Raw genomic sequence first — 19,191 nt, forward strand, 5'->3', positions numbered from 1 at the left:
TGATGGTACGGTGAACTTACCAACAACGGCTATCGAAAATGCGTTACAAATCCAGTTACCAGAAGACTTCAATGAGCAGCTTGAAGTTCATGTAACCGCAACTGCGACAGAGTTATCGAATGATGATTCTGAAACGGTCTCTCAAACTATCTACATTAACGCGACAGGCGCGCACATTGAGCACGCACCTGAAGCACTACCTGTTGCAGCAACAGTAGAAGAAGATGGTTCAATCATCATTACGCAAGAAGACTTATTGGCTAATGCGCGTGATTTAGATGGCGACCAACTAACAGCGCTTAACTTAGCGACTGATGATGACAGCGTAACTATCACAGACAACGGTGATGGTACTTACACATTAACGCCAGATGCTGATTTCAATGGCGATGTGAGCTTTACGTTCGATGTGTCTGATGGTGATGATGTTGTCTCTACCAACCTTGAGTTAACAGTTTCACCAGTGAACGATGGTCCAGAAGCACAAGACCAGGCATTCACAGTCGGCGAAGATGGCGTGTTAACTTTCAATGACCAAGACCTATTAACAGGTGCAACGGACATTGAAGGGGACGACCTAAGTGTTGAAGGTGTAACTTACACTGGCACTGACGGTGTCCTAACCGATAATGGCGATGGCACATACAGCTTCGCGCCAAACGAAAACTTCAATGGCGATGTGAACTTCTCGTTCAATGTATCAGATGGTACCGATACGGTAACCGCTAACATTGATGTGAACGTGACGCCAGAGAACGATCCACCGGTTGCGGGTAGCACGTCTTACACGGTTCATGAAGACAACTCTATTACGATCAGTAACGAACAATTGCTAGCGAACTCTTCGGATATCGAAGGCGAAGTCGCAATTGATAACGTGACTTACAGTGGTAGCGACGGTGTTCTGGAAATCAACGGTGACGGCACATATACCTTCTCTCCGAACGAGAACTTCAATGGCGAAGTTAGCCTAGATGTTGTCGTGACGGATGAAGATGGAGCGACTGAAGCAACAACGGCGGGTATAACTGTCCTTGAGGTGAACGATCCGCCAATTGCTGGCCCAACGTCATACACCATTGATGAAGATTCAGTACTGACTTTCAATGAGTCTCAAGTTCTGCTTAACGCTTCTGATATTGAAGGTGATGTTGAGCTTGTTGAGATTAACTACGATGGTCCAGACGGCATCTTCTCAATCAATGGTGACGGTACATGTAGCTTCGCACCGAATGAAAACTTCAACGGTCAAGTGCAGTTGGATGTGACCATTCAAGATGAAGACGGCGCTCAAGTTGATACGTTTATTACGGTTGATGTATTACCAATCAACGACGTACCAGTATCAGGCGACCTGGCATACAGTGTTGAGGAAGACGGTTCGATTACCTTGAGCCAAGAGCAGCTTCTTTCTCAAGCGAGTGATGTAGATGGTGACGACCTTACTGCTTCTAACTTGATTGTTGATGGAGACGCGACGGTTGTTGCTAACGATGACGGCAGCTTTACCATTACGCCAGATGCGAACTTCAATGGTGACATTGACCTAACGTTCGACATTAGCGATGGTACAGATACGCTGGTTGCGACGGCTGACCTAACCGTTAACCCAGTTAATGACCTTCCACAACCACAAGACCAAACGTTTAGCATCGGTGAAGACGGCATCTTGAACTTCACTGATGAAGACTTGCTAACAGGTGCGACCGACATTGATGGGGATGACCTATCGGTTGAAGGCGTTACTTACACAGGTGCGGATGGTGTTCTTACTGATAATGGCGACGGAAGCTACAGCTTTGCGCCAAACGAAAACTTCAATGGTGATGTGAACTTCAGTTTTGATGTGTCAGATGGCACGGATACGGTTCAAGCCAACATTGATGTCAGCGTGACACCAGAGAACGACCCACCGGTTGCAGGTAGCACGTCTTACACCGTTCATGAAGACAACTCAATCACCATCAGTGACGAACAGTTACTTGCTAACTCTTCGGACATTGAAGGTGATGTGGCCGTTGACAGCGTGACTTACACTGGCGCTGACGGTGTCTTTGAAGACAACGGTGACGGTACTTACACCTTCTCACCAAACGAAAACTTCAACGGCGAAGTTAGCCTTGATGTTGTTGTAACTGATGAAGAGGGCGCAACTGAAGCGACCACCGCGGGTATTACTGTACTTGAGGTGAACGATCCACCAATCGCAGGCTCAACCAGCTACTCAGTCAACGAGGACGAAGTTATCACCATCAGTTCAGAGCAACTGTTGGCGAACGCTTCTGATATCGAAGGTGAAGTGGCGATTGATAGCGTTAACTACACAGGTTCAGACGGTATCTTTACCGACAATGGTGACGGAACATTCAGCTTCGCACCTAACGCTAACTTCGATGGCGATGTAAGCCTTGATGTTGTCGTTACTGATGAAGAAGGCGCAACCGTAGCGACCAACGCAAGCATAGATGTTCTGCCTGTTAACGATGCTCCGGTATCGGGCGACTTGGCGTACAGCGTGGATGAAGATGGTTCAATTACCTTGAGCCAAGAGCAATTACTTGCTCAAGCGAGTGATGTTGACGGCGATGACTTAACAGCGGCTAACCTAACCGTTGGTGGTGATGCGACAGTTACAGCAAACGATGATGGTAGTTTCACTATCACGCCAGATGCTAACTTCAATGGCGACATTGATTTGAACTTCGACATTACCGATGGTGATGCGACGCTTCAAGCAACGGCTGACCTAACGGTTAACCCAGTTAATGACTTGCCAACAGTCGGTGAGCCACAATTTGTGACTCAAGAAGACACCAGCTTTACCTTCACAGAAGAACAACTGCTGCAAAATGCGGGCGACATTGATGGCGATAACCTATCGGTTGAAAATGTGGCTTCAGATAGCGGTACTTTGGTTGATAACGGCGACGGCACTTACACATTCGCACCGAATGAAAACTTCGACGGCAATGTGAATGTGACGTTCGACGTGAATGATGGTACCGCGACAGTACCAGCTGAAGCGACGATTGATGTTCAATCTGTGGTTGATATGCCAGAGCTGTCGATTGCTTCTGACCTAGTGATTGCTTCAGACAACTTCGAGTCTGGCTCAAACGGCTGGAATACAGGCACTGAAAGCTCACAAGGCTTCGAATCTGGCGACATGCTAGGTCGTATTGGTGGAACGGGCGGTGATGAAGCCGTCAGCAAAACTTACGACATTCCAAGTGATGTGAGCGAAGTTAATATCTCGTTTAGCTTCTACGAAATCGACTCTTGGGATGGTGAGTCGTTCCAAATCTTTGTCGGCGGCGAAGAGCTTACCTCGTTAGATAACTCTGCGTTCCGTACCGAAGATGGCACGACAACGTTGTACGATTCAGCGGGCAATGAAGTGGGTGAAGTTGTTCACGGCGTGTCGCAAGGTGAAGGCTTCAGTGGTTGGAACGACCAAGCACACCAAATCAACCTAACGGTACCCGTTGAAGACGGCCAACTTGAGTTAGGCTTCGGTTCAACCTTGAACCAAGGTGTGAGTGATGAGTCGTTTGGCATCGATAACATTGAAATCACAGTGTCTGACGCGGATTACCAAATCATTGGTACCGAAGATACACCTGTACCACTTGATATTGATGCGGCGCTTACTGATACCGATGGTTCAGAAAACCTTGCTATTTTGATTGAAGATGTGCCGGAAGGCAGCTCGCTTTCTGCAGGTACCGATAATGGTGATGGCACATGGTCATTACAACCAGGTGAGCTAGAAGGGCTAGAGTTTATCCCTTCAGGTGACTTCAATGGTGATGTGGTTCTAACCGTGAATGCGACATCGACTGATGTTGATACGGGCACCACCGCAACGGCAACCCAAGATGTGACGATTCATATCTCGCCAGCGAACGATGCTCCAGAAGTTGATGGTGACATCAGTGCTGTGACAGCCGAAGATAACAGCATCACGCTAACGCAAGAACAACTGCTAGAGCACGCTGTCGACATTGATGGTGATGACCTATCAGCAATCAACCTAACCACCAATGATGAAAATGCGACCGTTCAAATGAACGACGATGGCAGTTTCACCATTACACCGAGTGAAAACTTCAACGGTAATATCGAATTTAGTTACGATGTCACCGATGGAGAGGACATGGTCGCTGCTGGCCTAGACTTGACGGTAACACCTGTCAATGATGCGCCAGAGTTGCAAGACCAAGCATTTACTATTGGTGAAGATGGGGTTCTTAACTTCTCTGACACTGACCTGTTAACGGGTGCAACGGATGTTGAAGGTGATGACCTAACAGTCGAAGGTGTGACATACACTGGTGCTGATGGTGTGCTTACCGACAATGGTGACGGGAACTACAGCTTTGCGCCAAACGAGAACTTCAATGGTGATGTGAACTTCAGCTTTGATGTGTCAGATGGCACGGATACGGTTCAAGCCAACATTGATGTGAGCGTGACGCCTGAGAACGATCCACCTGTAGCGGGTAGCACGTCTTACACTGTGCATGAAGACAACTCAATCACGATCAGTAACGAACAGCTATTAGCCAACTCTTCAGATGTTGAAGGTGAGGTTGCGATTGATAGTGTGACTTACACTGGCAGTGACGGTGTGTTCGAAGACAACGGTGACGGCACTTACACCTTCTCTCCAAACGAGAACTTCAATGGTGATGTGAGTTTAGCGGTTGTTGTTACCGATGAAGAAGGAGCAACAGAAGCGACCACCGCGGGAATCACCGTACTAGAGGTGAACGATCCGCCAATCGCAGGCTCAACCAGTTACTCAGTCAACGAAGATGAAGTTATCACCATCAGTGCAGAGCAACTGTTGGCGAACGCTTCTGATATTGAAGGTGAAGTGGCGATTGATAGCGTGAACTACACAGGCGCTGACGGTATCTTTACTGACAACGGTAACGGCACATTCAGCTTTGCACCGAACGCAAACTTCGATGGCGATGTTAGCCTCGATGTCGTGGTGACTGATGAAGACGGTGCGACAGTAGCCACCAGCGCAAGTATTGATGTTCTTCCAATTAATGATCCACCAGTATCGGGTGACTTGGCATACAGCATTGATGAAGATGGTTCCATTACTCTGACTCAAGAGCAGTTACTGTCTCAAGCATCGGATGTGGATGGCGATGACCTGACCGCAAGCAACCTGAGCGCAGGCGATAATGCGACCGTTGTTGATAATGGCGATGGCACCTTTACGGTAACGCCAGATGCGAACTTCAACGGCGACATCGACCTAAGCTTCGATATTTCCGACGGCACTGCGTCGATTGTGGCGAACGCCGATCTGACGGTAAACCCAGTCAATGACTTACCAACGACATCTGATGTTTACGCGAACGTTGATGAAGACAACGTCATCACTATCACGCAGGAACAGCTACTTGCGAATGCCGCTGATATTGAGGGCGATGACCTTGTCGCATCCGACTTAACCTTAGTGGGTGACGATGCAACCATTGTCGATAATGGGGATGGCACGTTCTCAATCACTCCAAGCGAAAACTTTAATGGCTACATTGATGTTGCCTACAGCATCAGCGATGGCGACACTCCAATTGCCGCTAACTTAGGCTTAACCGTTGACCCAGTTAACGACGCACCAATTGTTTCTGCTGATGTGGCGATAACCATTGAAGAAGATGGTTCATACACCATTACTCAAGAAGAGCTCCTACAATTCGCGACTGACATCGAAGACGATGACATGACCGCAATTATTGGAGAACAGGGCGATGAAACAACCGTAACCGGTACAGTGTTGGACGCTGAAACCAGTAATCCAGTGTCTGGTGCAGAAGTCACCCTGACCGACAGCGCTGGCAATAGCTACACCACAGTAACGGATGATTCAGGTAATTATTCTGTTACAGGTTCAGTCGTTGACCAAGGCACGGTAACCATTGAACAAGAAGGTTCAATTACCAGTAGCTTCCTTGTCCCTGCGGGCGAAGATGTGAATGGTGGCGTAACTGCTATATCTGAAGTACTTGAAGAAACAGATATGCGTATCGTGGTGACTTGGGGTGAAAGTCCTCGAGATATGGATAACCACTTATGGCTATATGATACAGAGAATGGCAATGAGCTAGACCATATCTACTACCGCGACATGAGCCATGATCTTGGTGAAGGTAACGTTGTTCAACAAGATGTAGATGACACAAATGGTGGCGGCCCTGAAACCATCACCATTCCAAACTACCAAGATGCGGACATGCACTATTCAGTACACAACTACACCAACAGAAGTTGGGATGTAGATGGTGTTGAAGATGTACAAGTTCAGGTGTTTGTAGGTGATACATTGGTTGAAACCTTCAGCCCAGATTTATCTGATAACCCATCAGGTGATCACTGGCATGTATTTGATATCGTGAATGGCATTATTGTACCAAGTCAAGATGTGGGTAGCGAAAATGCATTTGATTTACCAACGGTAGAAGAAGTACTCGCGAATGAAAACGGTATTGATATCTCTGAATTGCTAAGCGGCGACGAAGATGACGACTCTGGTGATACGGATGGTAACGAACCAAGTGTTGGAGACATCTCAATTGAGAATGCGCTTATCACTGACAATGGTGACGGTACTTACACCATTACACCGGAAGAGAACTTCAATGGTGAATTCTCGATTAGCTACAACGTAGACGATGGCAACGGTGGGGTTACTCCAGCGGAACTAGACGTGACCGTAACAGCAGTTAACGACCTGTCTGTAATTTACGACCACGACTACACCATTAATGAAGATGGCTCGCTGACCTTTACCGATGAACAGCTATTAGCTGGTGCAACGGATATTGACGGCGATGACCTATCTGTCGAGTCGGTTAACTACGAAGGCACAGACGGTGTGTTCACGGATAATGGCGATGGTACTTATACCTTTGCGCCAAACGAGAACTTCAATGGTAATGTCGACCTAACTTACGATGTGAGTGATGGTACTGATGTTGTATCGGCGAACATTGATGTTCAAGTGGTTCCAATCAATGACGTACCGGTAGCTGGTTCTACAACTTACAGCGTTGAAGAAGACGGCAGTATCACCCTAAGCGATGCACAACTTCTGGCGAATAGCTCGGATGTTGAAGGGGAAGTGTTTGTCAGCGATGTAAGCTACAGCGGCACTGATGGTGTATTCACTGATAATGGTGATGGTACTTACACCTTTGCTCCAAACGAAAACTTTAACGGTGACATCAATCTTGATGTCTCCGTTATGGATGAAGATGGCGCAACCGCTGAAACAACCGCAGGTATCGACGTCATTGCTGTTAATGACTTGCCAGTTGCAGGTTCAACGACCTACAGCGTTGACGAAGATAACGTGATTACCATCAATGAAGCGCAACTTCTTGCGAACAGCTCAGATATTGAAGGTGATGTGTCCGTTAGCGACGTTTCCTACTCAGGCGCAGACGGTATCTTCACTGACAATGGTGATGGTACTTACAGCTTCGCACCAAATGAAAACTTCAACGGCAATGTCAGCCTAGATGTCACCGTTGCAGATGAAGACGGTGCAACCGCTCAAACAACTGCGGGTATTGATGTTATCGCAGTCAACGATGCACCAGTATCGGGTGACTTGGCTTACTCAGTGGATGAAGATGGTTCAATCACGCTAAGCCAAGAGCAACTGCTTGCTCAAGCATCGGATGTGGATGGCGATGATCTTACCGCTGCCAACCTAACCGCGGGTGATAACGCTACAGTTACGGCAAACGATGATGGTTCATTTACAATTACCCCAGATGCTGACTTCAATGGCGATATTGACCTAAGCTTCGACCTTTCTGATGGTACTGAAACGGTTGTCGCAACGGCCGACCTTACTGTGAATCCAGTGAATGACATCGCAGTTGTAGAAGATGTCGCTTACACCATTGAAGAAGACGGTTCACTTACCTTTACAGACGAGCAACTGCTAACGGGTGCTTCTGATATTGATGGTGATGAGCTTTCAGTTGCCGACGTGTCTTACACTGGCGCAGAGGGTGTGTTCACCGACAATGGCGATGGCACTTACACCTTTGCACCGAACGAGAACTTCAACGGTGACGTAAGTCTAGACTTCTCAGTATCTGACGGCACTGAGACAGTCGATGCAAACATCGACGTAACGGTAACAGACGTTAACGATGCACCTGTGGCAGGCGCAACGTCTTACCAAATGAACGAAGATGGCACCATCACATTGAGCCCTGAGCAGTTGATTGCTAATAGCTCCGATGTGGACGGGGAAGTGTCTCTTGATAGCGTGAGCTACTCAGGTACAGACGGTATCTTGGTTCAAAATGAAGATGGTTCGGTAACGTTCGCACCAAACGAAAACTTTAACGGCGACATCAACCTTGATGTGACGGTTATTGATGACGACGGTGCTACCGCTCAAACCACCGCTGGTATTGAAGTTATTGCAGTTAACGACGCACCAGTGGCCGGAAACGTGGCTTACTCGGTTGATGAAGATGGTTCAATTACGCTATCTCAAGAGCAGTTGCTGGCTAACGCATCGGATGTTGATGGTGATGCACTAACCGCAAGCAATCTATCTGCAGGTGACAATGCGACTGTAACAGCGAACGAAGATGGTTCATTTACTATCATGCCGGATGCTGATTTCAACGGTGACATTGATTTGAGCTTCGATGTGTCAGATGGCCTTGAAACTGTTCAAGCTGGCGTCGACCTAACCGTTAATCCAGTCAATGACCTACCAACAGCAGAAGACCAAAACTTTACTGTTGAGGAAGATGGAATCCTAACCTTCACTGACGCTGACCTATTAGCAGGCGCTGCGGATATTGATGGTGATGACCTTTCTATCACGGATGTGTCTTACACGGGCGCAGAGGGTGTGTTCACTGACAACGGTGACGGCACTTATAGCTTTGCTCCGAACGAGAACTTCAATGGCGATGTCAACCTTGGCTTCACAGTGACTGATGGCACTGAGACAGTCGATGCTAATATTGGTGTGACGGTAACGGATGTGAATGATGCGCCGGTAGCGGGTTCTACGTCTTACCAAATGAACGAAGATGGCACCATTACAATCAGCCCTGAGCAGTTAATTGCTAATAGCTCTGACGTTGATGGTGAAGTGTCACTTGAAAGCGTGACTTACTCAGGCTCTGACGGCACCTTGGTTCAAAACGATAATGGGTCTGTGACCTTCACTCCAAACGAGAACTTTAATGGTGATATCAGCCTAGATGTGGTTGTGACCGATGATGACGGTGCAACTGCCACAACAACGGCAGGAATCGAAGTTCTGGCTGTGAACGATGGACCTGAATCTGAGGATGTGAAACTAACCACAGCCGAAGACAGCACCATTCTTATCACACAAGACATGTTGTTAGCTCAAGCTACCGACATCGATAACACCGCAGACGAGCTGTCGGCTTCTGGTCTACAAATCGACCCTAGCTTGGGTGAGTTGCTAGATAACGAAGATGGTACTTGGTCATTCACACCAAACGAAAACTTCAATGGCGATGTGCCAATGACGTTTAACGTTAGCGATGGCCAAGAGACAATTTCAGTCGACGGCAACATCGATGTCACGCCAGTCAATGATGCACCTGAAGCGCCAACCATTGAGATGCAAGGCGAAGAAGATGTGGTCATGGTGATTGACCCAGCATACATCGCGGGTCAAGTAACAGACCTTGATGGCGACGAGATCAGCATCGAGAGCATCACTGTTCGAGCACCAGCGAACGCGACCTTAACTCAGCAACCAGACGGCATGTATCACTTAGTGACTACTCAAGACTTTAATGGCTTAGTAGAACTGGGTTATCAAGCTACTGACGGTGAAGAAGTGGTTGATGGCTCGCTGAATGTGGATGTCATTCCGGTTAACGACGCACCATTCAATGTCGGCAACGCAATGATGACCACAGACGAAGATGGCGCGTTCACTTTCGATGCTGGCGACTTGATGAACTTGTTCGGTGACATTGATACCGCTGACCTGGTTGTTTCTCGCATTATCACCGCAGACGGTGAAGATGGCGGAGAAGTAACAGACAACGGTGATGGTACTTGGACATTCACACCAACAGGCGACTTTGCGGGTGTTTCCGACCTACAAGTTGTCGTGAGTGACGGTGAGTTCGAAACGGTTCTCGATGTTCCTGTGTACGTACGTCCTGTTGCAGATGGCGCGGTTATTTCAACTGACCATGATGGTCCATTAGTCTTCGGCGAAGATGAAACGGGTCACTTGGGACTGAACGTTGGCCTAGTCGATGATTCAGAAACACTAAGTAACTTGGTGATGACAGGTTTCCCTGTTGGATTCGAGGTAACAGATGGTGTGAATACCGTGATGATCACCGAGCCGGGTCAATACATCGACCTGTTCGATTGGGATATCTCAAACATTCAAATGACGCCTCCTGAAGATTTTCATGGTGAGTTCTTCGTAACCGTAAGCGCAACAACGGTTGACTACGGAGATGAGCCGGAAGCGTTTGAAGATGGCATCGATTCTGGTGATTTCGAAACCGTAGCGGGTGATTCCATCATCCTAACGGCGGACGACCTAATCGGTTTGGCTGAGAATGTGGATGCTGACAGCGATGATGAAGTGAAACTGGTTCATCTTGCCGACCGCAGCCAAGGTGAGATTGTCGATAATGGCGATGGCACTTGGACGTTCACACCAGCACCAGGCTTCACTGGCGAAGCAGACATAGCTTACGTGGTTGATAAAGATGGCGTGCTTCATGATGAGCAAACTGGCGTAGTCGTGAAAGAAGGCGACTCACAAGAGAATGCAGCACCAGAAGTTAACAGCATAACGACGACGGAAATCGCAGCGGATGCCACCTTGTCGTTCACTGATGAAGACATGTTAGCGAACCTGAGCGATGCAGAAGGCGACAGCTTGAGCATTGAGTCAGTAAGCTTGATGGAAGGTCAGGGCGTAATTGAGAGCGATAACCAAGGTAACTATCAATTCACTCCTGCGGAAGACTACACCGGCGATGTTCAAGTTGGGTTTATAGCGACCGATGGCGAAAATCGCATCGAAAGCTTCTTCAATGTGGATATCCAAAGTGGCGATGAAGCTGCGGCTAGCGAAGGTTATGCCTTAGCTGATGATGGTTCATTAACTATCACGGATGAACAGCTGGTGGATGAGTTAGGCGTGAGTGATTCTGCACAAGTTGTTGATGTTGCAGACGCGAACGATGCTGGTTTCTTTGCTCAATCTGGTGAAGGTGAGTGGACTTACTGGCCGAACGAAGACTTCGATGGCAATTTAGCGATGAATGTTGAAGTTAACGACGGCGGTGAAGTATCAAGTCACAGCTTAAGCATCCAAGTTGAAGATGATTCTGTACAAAGTGATGAACCACAAGTCCAAGCTGCTCAAGAAACAGAAGAGCAACAAGTGGAAGTGGCTCAACAAGCTGATGACCAAGCTCAAGATGCTGAAACTGAAGACAGTACAGCAGATGTAACCGCGGCACCGGGCGATACCATCTCTATCTCGATTCCAGATGAGGTGAGTGGTAACGAATCGGTTGATTACGCTGATATGTCTGGCTTACCTGAGGGCGCTACTGTGAGCAACGCACTGGATAACGGTGATGGTAGCTTCACAATCAGTGGCAACCTAGAGCAGCCTGTATCTGTCGAACTACCAGAAGGTTACGAAGGTACTAGCGAGATCCAATTCCAAGGTTACGACGAATTGGGTAGCTCAATAGACGGTGCTAGCGGTTCTGTTGAGGTTGAGGTCGATGATCAATACACCATGCAAGGTTCTACCCAAGAGCAGCAACCGGACATGGCGGGTATGGAATCTGGTGGCAGCGACTGGACAAGTGCGGGAGGCCAAGACCAAGGTGTTGACTTCACGGACGACTCTGGAAGCTTCGATTCAGATTCTCAAACTGGAACTGATCAAGGCAACGACTTCGACCAAAGCTCAATTTAATCGAGAGGGCTTGGTTTTAATCTGAACCGACATTTAGTCTAAACCAACAAGGAGATAGGGCAGCGTAAAGTTGCCCTGAGCAAAGCCATGTAGAGTGACCTTTGCATGGCTTTCTTATTTGTCGCTGAGATTCATTCTTTGGCTTCAAAAAACTTGAGAATCCACAAGAATGTTCTTAGTTACTATAAGAAAGAGTTAAAAAGGAGTGACGACATGTATCGTTATGTCAGTTCGCCACAAGCGTCGAGATACATCGTGCCACCGCCTCAACATCGTGAATTGTCGAGTGTGGATGTGCCTGAGTCCGAATTGGAGATGCGAGAAATATTGAATAATTGGTTTGCTGATGGTTTAGCACCCATTATTGAAAGTGAAGGTGACTACATCTCTGCGAGCGACCACGTTCGATTTGAAAAGCTTAGCCGCACCGTTGGGATGTTGTTGAGAAACAAAGATTATTATTTTGCGGCCAAACGGATTTTATCAGTGTGGGAACAAGATTGTCTTGAAACCACTTATATCAATTATCTCATTTTGCGCAGTGAGCGAGTCACTTTTCTAAGGTAAATTAATGCTGCGCCATTAGCCATTAGCGACTTAGGGTTCGTGTGCTTAAGATCTTTTTGTTTTTCTAGCGAACCTGCAAACAAAAAGGGCAAGCTTGGAGACTCACCCCAAAAGGTTCTTTGTTTTACTTACGTTCTTTGTTTTACTTACGTTCTTTGTTTTACTTACGTTCTTTGTTTTACTTACGTTGTTTTTTTTAATTACGTTGCTGTTTTGGCATAACTTTATGTTCAACTAATTCTAAACTGGGTTACGAATTACACCCAACCATCAAATTTGAGTCGTTTTTGAATTCTCTCGACCGCTTCTTTTTGCATTTGTCTAACACGTTCATTAGAAACATTCACATCCAACATTTGTCCGACCTCAGACAGCGTTTTCACGTTGTTATCAAAGAAACCAAAACGGTGGATGAGCACCTTTTGTAATTTTGGAGGAAGTGTATGGATGATTTGTTCTAGAGCTTGGGTAAAGGATTGATCTTCACAATCTTGTTGAGGGTCGGGGATATATTCACTTTCGCATTGATCAAGCACCATAGGTGCATGGCTAGTTCCAACCGTTGTCGTCACGTCAATAAACCCGCTTAACGCCACCAGTTGATCGACGCGTTCGGCCTTAACACCTGAACTGTCTGATAGCTCAGAAATTGAAACCTCTTTACTCATTTTTTTGCTTACATCGAGCTTTTTTGAGGCGAGGCTGTTTATTTCTTTACACACGTGAGCTGGCAATCGAACGGTTCGACCTGTGTTCATCAGTGCGGCTTCAATGTTTTCACGGATCCACCACACAGCATAGGTTGAAAAACGATAGCCTGGTTCTGGGTCGTATTTGTCGATGGCCTTAATCAAGCCAATGTTGCCTTCCTCGATTAGGTCAAGTAGGGTGAAGTTATTGCCTTTACGCTTTAGGTAACTCTTTGCGATTTTCACAACAAGGCGCAGGTTTGATTCGATCATGACATCACGCGCTTTTTTATCACCCGCGCGATTCAATTTTGCGTAATACACTTCATCTTCACGTGATAGCAGATCAATGCCTACAATATCTTTCAGATAATGAGCATAAGGATCTGCACTGGTAGAAAATGATTCGGTGATGGGTGTTTCGTCCGTGAGCCCCTGAAACGCAGCAAAACTATCGTTGTTCATTTCCTTGTCCTTATCTAGCCGACTGAACGTTTTATTTTATTATTATGCCACCAAGTGATTAACGCTTGGTCTCATTAGAGTGTAGATAACAGTTTCTTCTTTACCAATAAATAAAATGCAATTTCGTATGTTTATGTCACAAAAAGATCTACAAACATTTAACTATTTTGCATCTCATTAAGTGTGTAGGTTTTTCATTTAAAACATTAAGACGGATAGTTTATAAAGCACGTATTATGCATTGATTTATCTAGATAAATGACGTGAATTTATAGGTGTGGGTTAGATTTATAATTGAGGGGGGTGTGATGAAAAAAATGGTAAGAGTCGAGGTTCAATGTTTCCAAGTACCTCAACTCTTTTAGCTGTGTCGGCTGTTAAGTATCGCCACGCACGTTTTAATTCTATCGACTAATAAGTGCTAAGAACCTCATCGATTTGCTGATTAATGATCTTCATTTCGCTGTAGATAACCGAAAGATCATCATCTTGCGGCGCAAGCTTATTGAGTGTGTTTTGTTCTACTCTTTCCAATGCAACTGTGGCCGTTTCTTCACCAAAACTGGCTAAAATGCCTTTTAAGGTGTGTACGGTAAAATGAAGCTTGCCCCAATCTTGTTGTTGAACCAACTCTTCGATCTCTTGTAGCGAATTACCATGGTCTTCTTGATATGTAGACAAAACGGCGTAAATGACGTCTCTGTCATTGTCTAAATAGGCGTTTAAAGCATCAAAGTCTAGCATGTGGACTCCTGTCGGCTGAATGTTGAAAATGGGCTAGGCGGCTTAGTGGAAAAACCATACCTTGATGAATCACTAATCCATTGGTTCCATTTTGGAGGAAGTTCTAATTGTAAGATTTCTTCTAAATAGTCGTCGCTAAGTTTCTCACCTATATGAGCTTTATGGACGGCATATATATAGTCAAGTTTGGCGGCAACTGAATATGGGTAACTGTGAATGTAGTCCTTTAATTCCTGGATTGAACCCAAGTTTTCAATGTTTATACACGTTGAAGGGTCGACATTTTTGGACTCAAGTTGGTGATTTATGGCTTCTCCACGAGATTTGAGACATCCCATTGCTAAATGATAAAGAGAGTACTCACCAAAGTGGACGAGCAGTGGTAATAGTTGAGCGAGCAAGTAAGTCGGTTGGCTGTGGAAATTGTTCGCTAGCAGTGTCGAAGCTCTAATCACTTTTTTGTGGGCAACCTGAGGACTATTTTCGATGAGCAATATGCTGCTCTGAAATAGGGCAAGGCTGGCCAAAACCTGCTGCTGTTGTTTTACCGGAAGTTTCAGGTTTACCAACTCGGTGAATTGGTTGGCGTGCTCAAGCAAAATACGTTTGTACTTTAGTTGCGTCTCGCGTTGATACGTTGCTTTTAAGGAATTAAAGTGCGCACCAATGGAATGAATGACATCAATGTCAGCAGCTGAAATGTGGGTAGCATACATCTCGCCTAACTTAATAATCATATGTGTGTTATCTGCGTTCTCAGCTAAGTCGATCGCCCTGATTGCACGATGGCTGATACTCGGTGTCATCTCAAATGCACGAATCGCCAATTTAAGAGCAGGCAGCAGCATCTTGTGTTTTTCATAGATACAGCTTAAGCAGTCAATCACGCTCAATGAGAGTGGCTGTGCTATTAAAAAATTGTGGAGCTTATCTATGGCTAAATTTGGCTTGCCTAAGCTGTCGAGAATGAGTGCCTCAGCCACCAATTTTGTTGGGTGCATGTTGGTTTTCGAGTTGTTAATGACGCTAGCGAGTAACTGCCATTTTTTACCTGCTATTAAATGTTCAATCAATGTCGCTTCGAACTGGACGCTATTGCCATTCGGGGAGATCGCTAACGCTTGTGTCAATCGTTCCAGATTAGTGATCGGATATAAGTCATTCAGTTGGGTGAGTTTCTTCGAAACGGACACAGCACTTTGAATCTTCTTGCCTAAAGATTGAGTATTGATCGGTTTAGAAACAAAGTGATGTGCTTCGCCAGAAAGGGCCGTCAATACGGTTTCCTGACGCATATCCCCAGAAACAAGAATCGTGGCGACTGTATGATCGATGAGCCTGTTTCGATAAAGGATCCCCAACAGCTCAAACCCCGTGAAGGATTGCTCTAAGTGGTAATCGATGAGGAGTACATGAAAAGAGTGCGTCTCGACCGCCTTGATGGCTTGTCGATAATCGGTCGCAATAAAGATGCAATCATGTGAAATGCCCAAGCTCGAGAGTTGCTGCTTAATAAGTATTGTTGCGCTCTTAGAGTCGTCGACAATCAAAACCCGCAGGTCTGTTGGTAAGGTCAAATCCATTTTCCTCAATACCAAATGTTATGTTTAATTTAGGTGTCAAGTTGCACATTGTCAAGGTGGCGTACCCCTAATTAATTAAGGTTTAAGTCATTGTTGTTAAGATGATTATTTGTGCTTCAAGAGATAGCATCGAACGGCGCTATTAGAGTATTTTATAGAGTGAGTGAAAGCTGGCGAATTTTAAATTTCTGTTGCGAGAAAAGCAAAGGTATATCGTAATTTTGGTTTACCGTATTTAAGTGTTTAATCGAAATTATTTATGGTGATCATATTCTATCTGAATTGTTGTTGGCCAACCTTGGAAGTATTCTTGTAAATAAACGACGGTATATTATTCCGTTTATAAGGATGTTTCATGTTTTCGCTTTCTATAAAAAATAAAGTTATGGCTTTATGCCTTTTTTCTTTTGCTGGATTCAGTAGTATTTTATTTGTGGGTGAGGGGGACTTAAGTAATAATAATCAACAGGTTAACAGGTTAACAGGATAGATGAAGTTATCTATCCGGTCATGAACTCTTCGTCAATGAACCGAGTGTTAATATCTCAGGTAGCAGAACGGTTTAATTTGGCTGTCACTTTAGGCGATGAAGAATTGCTTGAAATGAATACTGTGACCTATAAAGAGATCCTAGCTAATTTTCAGATGCAGGCCGAATTAGATTCATCGATTAAATACTCTACTGTTGAACTTCAGAAAAAAACCACCGCCTATTTCGAGTTAGCGCATCGTATCGCTAAAGGAATGATCGATGGAGGCCTCTCATTTGCTGAGGTTGGTGACTTGGCTAAGCAAAATAGTGAAATGCTTGAAGTACTTACGAGAGATATAAATCAGTTCTCGGAAGCCCGAATCTCCGATTTTGAAAATTCAGTCACTTCTCTTGAAGAAAATAACCTTCGTTCAAATAAAATAATGACGGTGCTTGGCATCACTGCACTTATTTCATTATGTTTGTTTGGATGGTTCGTCGTCCATGCAATACGCAAAGATCTTGCGAATATCAGCGACAAGATGAGAGATATTGCTGAAGGGGAAGGCGATCGGCTTTGTTGCGTAATTCAATGGAACTAAATCAAGAACCTACGATCTGATCAGCTACCTCCACCCTCTCTCGTAGCCCTATGCTTAAGCCTCGTTACAAAACAACCAACTGGAAGCAATACAACCAATCACTCATTAACCGTGGCTCTCTGACCTTTTGGATTGATGAAGAAGCAATAAGCGGGTGGGCGCAAAGTAAACAGAATAAGCGCGGGAGGCCGCGTCGGTTCAGTGATTTAGCTATCACGACAGCACTCATGGTGAAACGAGTTTTTTCTATGCCATTGAGAGCGCTGCAAGGATTTATCGACTCGATATTTAGGTTAGCCCATGTACCGTTAAGTTGTCCGCATTACACCTGCATCAGTCGTAGAGCCAAGCAAGTTGAGGTTTCATTTAAGACTAAAACGAAAGGAGCGATACAGCACCTAGCTATTGATGCTACTGGCCTTAAGGTTTATGGCGAAGGTGAATGGAAAGTCAAAAAACATGGGACGGATGGCAAGCGTAGAGTCTGGCGAAAGCTTCATATTGCCGTCGATACCAACACTCATGAGATCATTGCCGCTGAGCTAAGTTTATCGACGGTTACAGATGGAGAAGTACTCCCTAACTTACTGAAACAAACACGCCGAAGTATCCTTGAGGTGTCTGGTGATGGCGCTTACGACACGAGAGCGTGTCACGCTGCTATTAAGATTAAGGGAGCTATTGCGCTTATTCCCCCAAGAGAAGGGGCTGCCTTCTGGGAGCGAGGTCACCCTCGAAATCTCGCCGTGGGTTGCCAGAAATTATACGGCTCAAATAAGTATTGGAAAGAGCGGTATGGATACCACAAACGTTCACTCTCAGAAACAGCGATGTATCGAGTTAAACAGTTGCTAGGAGGGAAACTGAGCTTAAGAAATTACAATGCCCAGGTGGGTGAAACTTACGCGATGATAAAAGCGTTGAACAAGCTTACTGGGTTAGGTATGCCTGAAACTTGTCGTGTTGACTAAAAAACAAGCGAAACGGGTTGCTCTATCTCTAAATTTAATTACGCAACAAAGCCAAGGCGATCTAACGGTTCGACTCATACATGAAAAAAATGATGAGCTTAAACCGCTAGTAGATTCGTTTAACTCTTTTGTTTCTCACTTGCAACGCAATGTAACTGAGACCATAGAAAACGTTGTGGAGTTGGACTCCATTTCGCGCTCGTTGGTCAGTACAAGCCAAAATACTCGCACGTTATCAAAGAGCCAACATTTGGCCATTGAAGAAGTATCCCAATCCTTACAACAACTCTTTAGCGCAGCTAAGGATATCGCCCTCAATGCTAACGACGCCTCTTTATCTGCAACAAGTGCTAGTGAGCAAGCTTCTATGGGTGAGGCTCAGGTTAAAAGTACGATTCTCGCCGTGCAAGAGTTGACTACAGATGTACGTCAAGCTTCTCAAGTGGTTGGCCAATTGGATACGAGCACTCAAAGTGCTGGATCAATATTAGATTCAATCAGTGCGATTGCCGAGCAAACCAACTTGTTGGCTCTGAATGCGGCAATTGAGGCGGCTAGAGCTGGCGAACAGGGTAGAGGATTTGCTGTTGTCGCTGACGAAGTTCGCACGTTGGCTTCAAGAACGCAAAGCTCGACACAAGAGATTCAGTCGGTGCTTTCTCAGCTACAAGAGCAAGCGAAAATGGCTTCAAAAATCATCTCTGATAGCGCCATTAAAGCCGAAAACTGTGTTGAACAATCTTTAATTGCCGAAAAATCCCTTATACAGATCACCAATGACGTTATGGATATTAGTCAACGTAACGACAGCATAGCTTCTGCAACAGAAGAGCAAGAGCAAACGTCCTCTCATATCGAGACGTATGTCAAAGATATCCGTGACATGGCAGAAGGCACAACGGACAGTGTTCAACAAGTAGATTCAGTCGCGCAAGATATTCAAAAAATCACACGAAATTTATCTGAATTAACGGGTCATTTTAAGATTCGTTAATAGTCCTTAATTCTTCCTGCTGTTTTTCTTAATGATGTTTTTCTTGACTACAACCGAGAAGAACAGCGGGAGTTTGCCTCGTATTTGGGGCTTC

General features: G+C 45.6%; 7 protein-coding genes and 1 pseudogene (1 of these 8 running past the window's edge). 5 read left to right on the forward strand and 3 right to left on the reverse strand.

Annotated elements, in window-relative coordinates; genetic code table 11:
* On the forward strand, nucleotides 1-12,010 hold the 3' end of the coding sequence (locus tag OCV19_RS17775; RefSeq protein ID WP_315972722.1) for a tandem-95 repeat protein. 18,683 nt of this gene lie to the left of the window's left edge; the window shows 12,010 of its 30,693 coding nt (coding positions 18,684-30,693); the start codon falls outside the window, past its left edge; the stop codon is at nucleotides 12,008-12,010.
* 213 nt (nucleotides 12,011-12,223) lie between these two features.
* Nucleotides 12,224-12,577 carry a hypothetical protein gene (locus tag OCV19_RS17780; protein WP_065676584.1) on the forward strand — a complete coding sequence of 118 codons (354 nt, stop codon included), beginning with the start codon at nucleotides 12,224-12,226 and terminating at the stop codon, nucleotides 12,575-12,577.
* Between the two features lie 257 nt (nucleotides 12,578-12,834).
* Here OCV19_RS17780 and OCV19_RS17785 read toward each other — a convergent pair whose 3' ends face one another.
* From OCV19_RS17785 to OCV19_RS17795, 3 genes are all read right to left on the reverse strand, one after another.
* Nucleotides 12,835-13,731, reverse strand: a complete 897-nt coding sequence (locus tag OCV19_RS17785) for a sigma-70 family RNA polymerase sigma factor (RefSeq protein WP_048612578.1) — start codon at nucleotides 13,729-13,731, stop codon at nucleotides 12,835-12,837.
* Nucleotides 13,732-14,142: 411 nt separating this feature from the next.
* Nucleotides 14,143-14,475, reverse strand: a complete 333-nt coding sequence (locus OCV19_RS17790) for an Hpt domain-containing protein (RefSeq protein ID WP_017060508.1) — start codon at nucleotides 14,473-14,475, stop codon at nucleotides 14,143-14,145.
* Entirely contained in the window at nucleotides 14,469-16,058 is a 1,590-nt protein-coding gene (locus OCV19_RS17795; protein WP_065676585.1) for a response regulator, read from the reverse strand. The genes OCV19_RS17790 and OCV19_RS17795 overlap by 7 nt, the downstream gene beginning before the upstream one ends.
* Nucleotides 16,059-16,592: 534 nt before the next feature.
* On the opposite strand from OCV19_RS17795, the gene OCV19_RS17800 reads away from it, so the two are divergent.
* The 3 genes and pseudogenes from OCV19_RS17800 to OCV19_RS17810 all read left to right on the forward strand — a co-directional run.
* Entirely contained in the window at nucleotides 16,593-17,132 is a 540-nt protein-coding gene (locus OCV19_RS17800; protein ID WP_244499596.1) for a hypothetical protein, read from the forward strand.
* Nucleotides 17,133-17,182: 50 nt separating this feature from the next.
* Nucleotides 17,183-18,103 (forward strand): IS5 family transposase, encoded by a 921-nt coding sequence (locus tag OCV19_RS17805; protein WP_261875729.1) that lies wholly within the window; start codon nucleotides 17,183-17,185, stop codon nucleotides 18,101-18,103.
* Between the two features lie 55 nt (nucleotides 18,104-18,158).
* Nucleotides 18,159-19,097: pseudogene (locus OCV19_RS17810) on the forward strand (methyl-accepting chemotaxis protein); the annotation flags it as partial.
* Between the last annotated feature and the right edge of the window lie 94 nt (nucleotides 19,098-19,191).

This window comes from Vibrio celticus (genome assembly GCF_024347335.1).
Classification (GTDB): domain Bacteria; phylum Pseudomonadota; class Gammaproteobacteria; order Enterobacterales; family Vibrionaceae; genus Vibrio; species Vibrio celticus.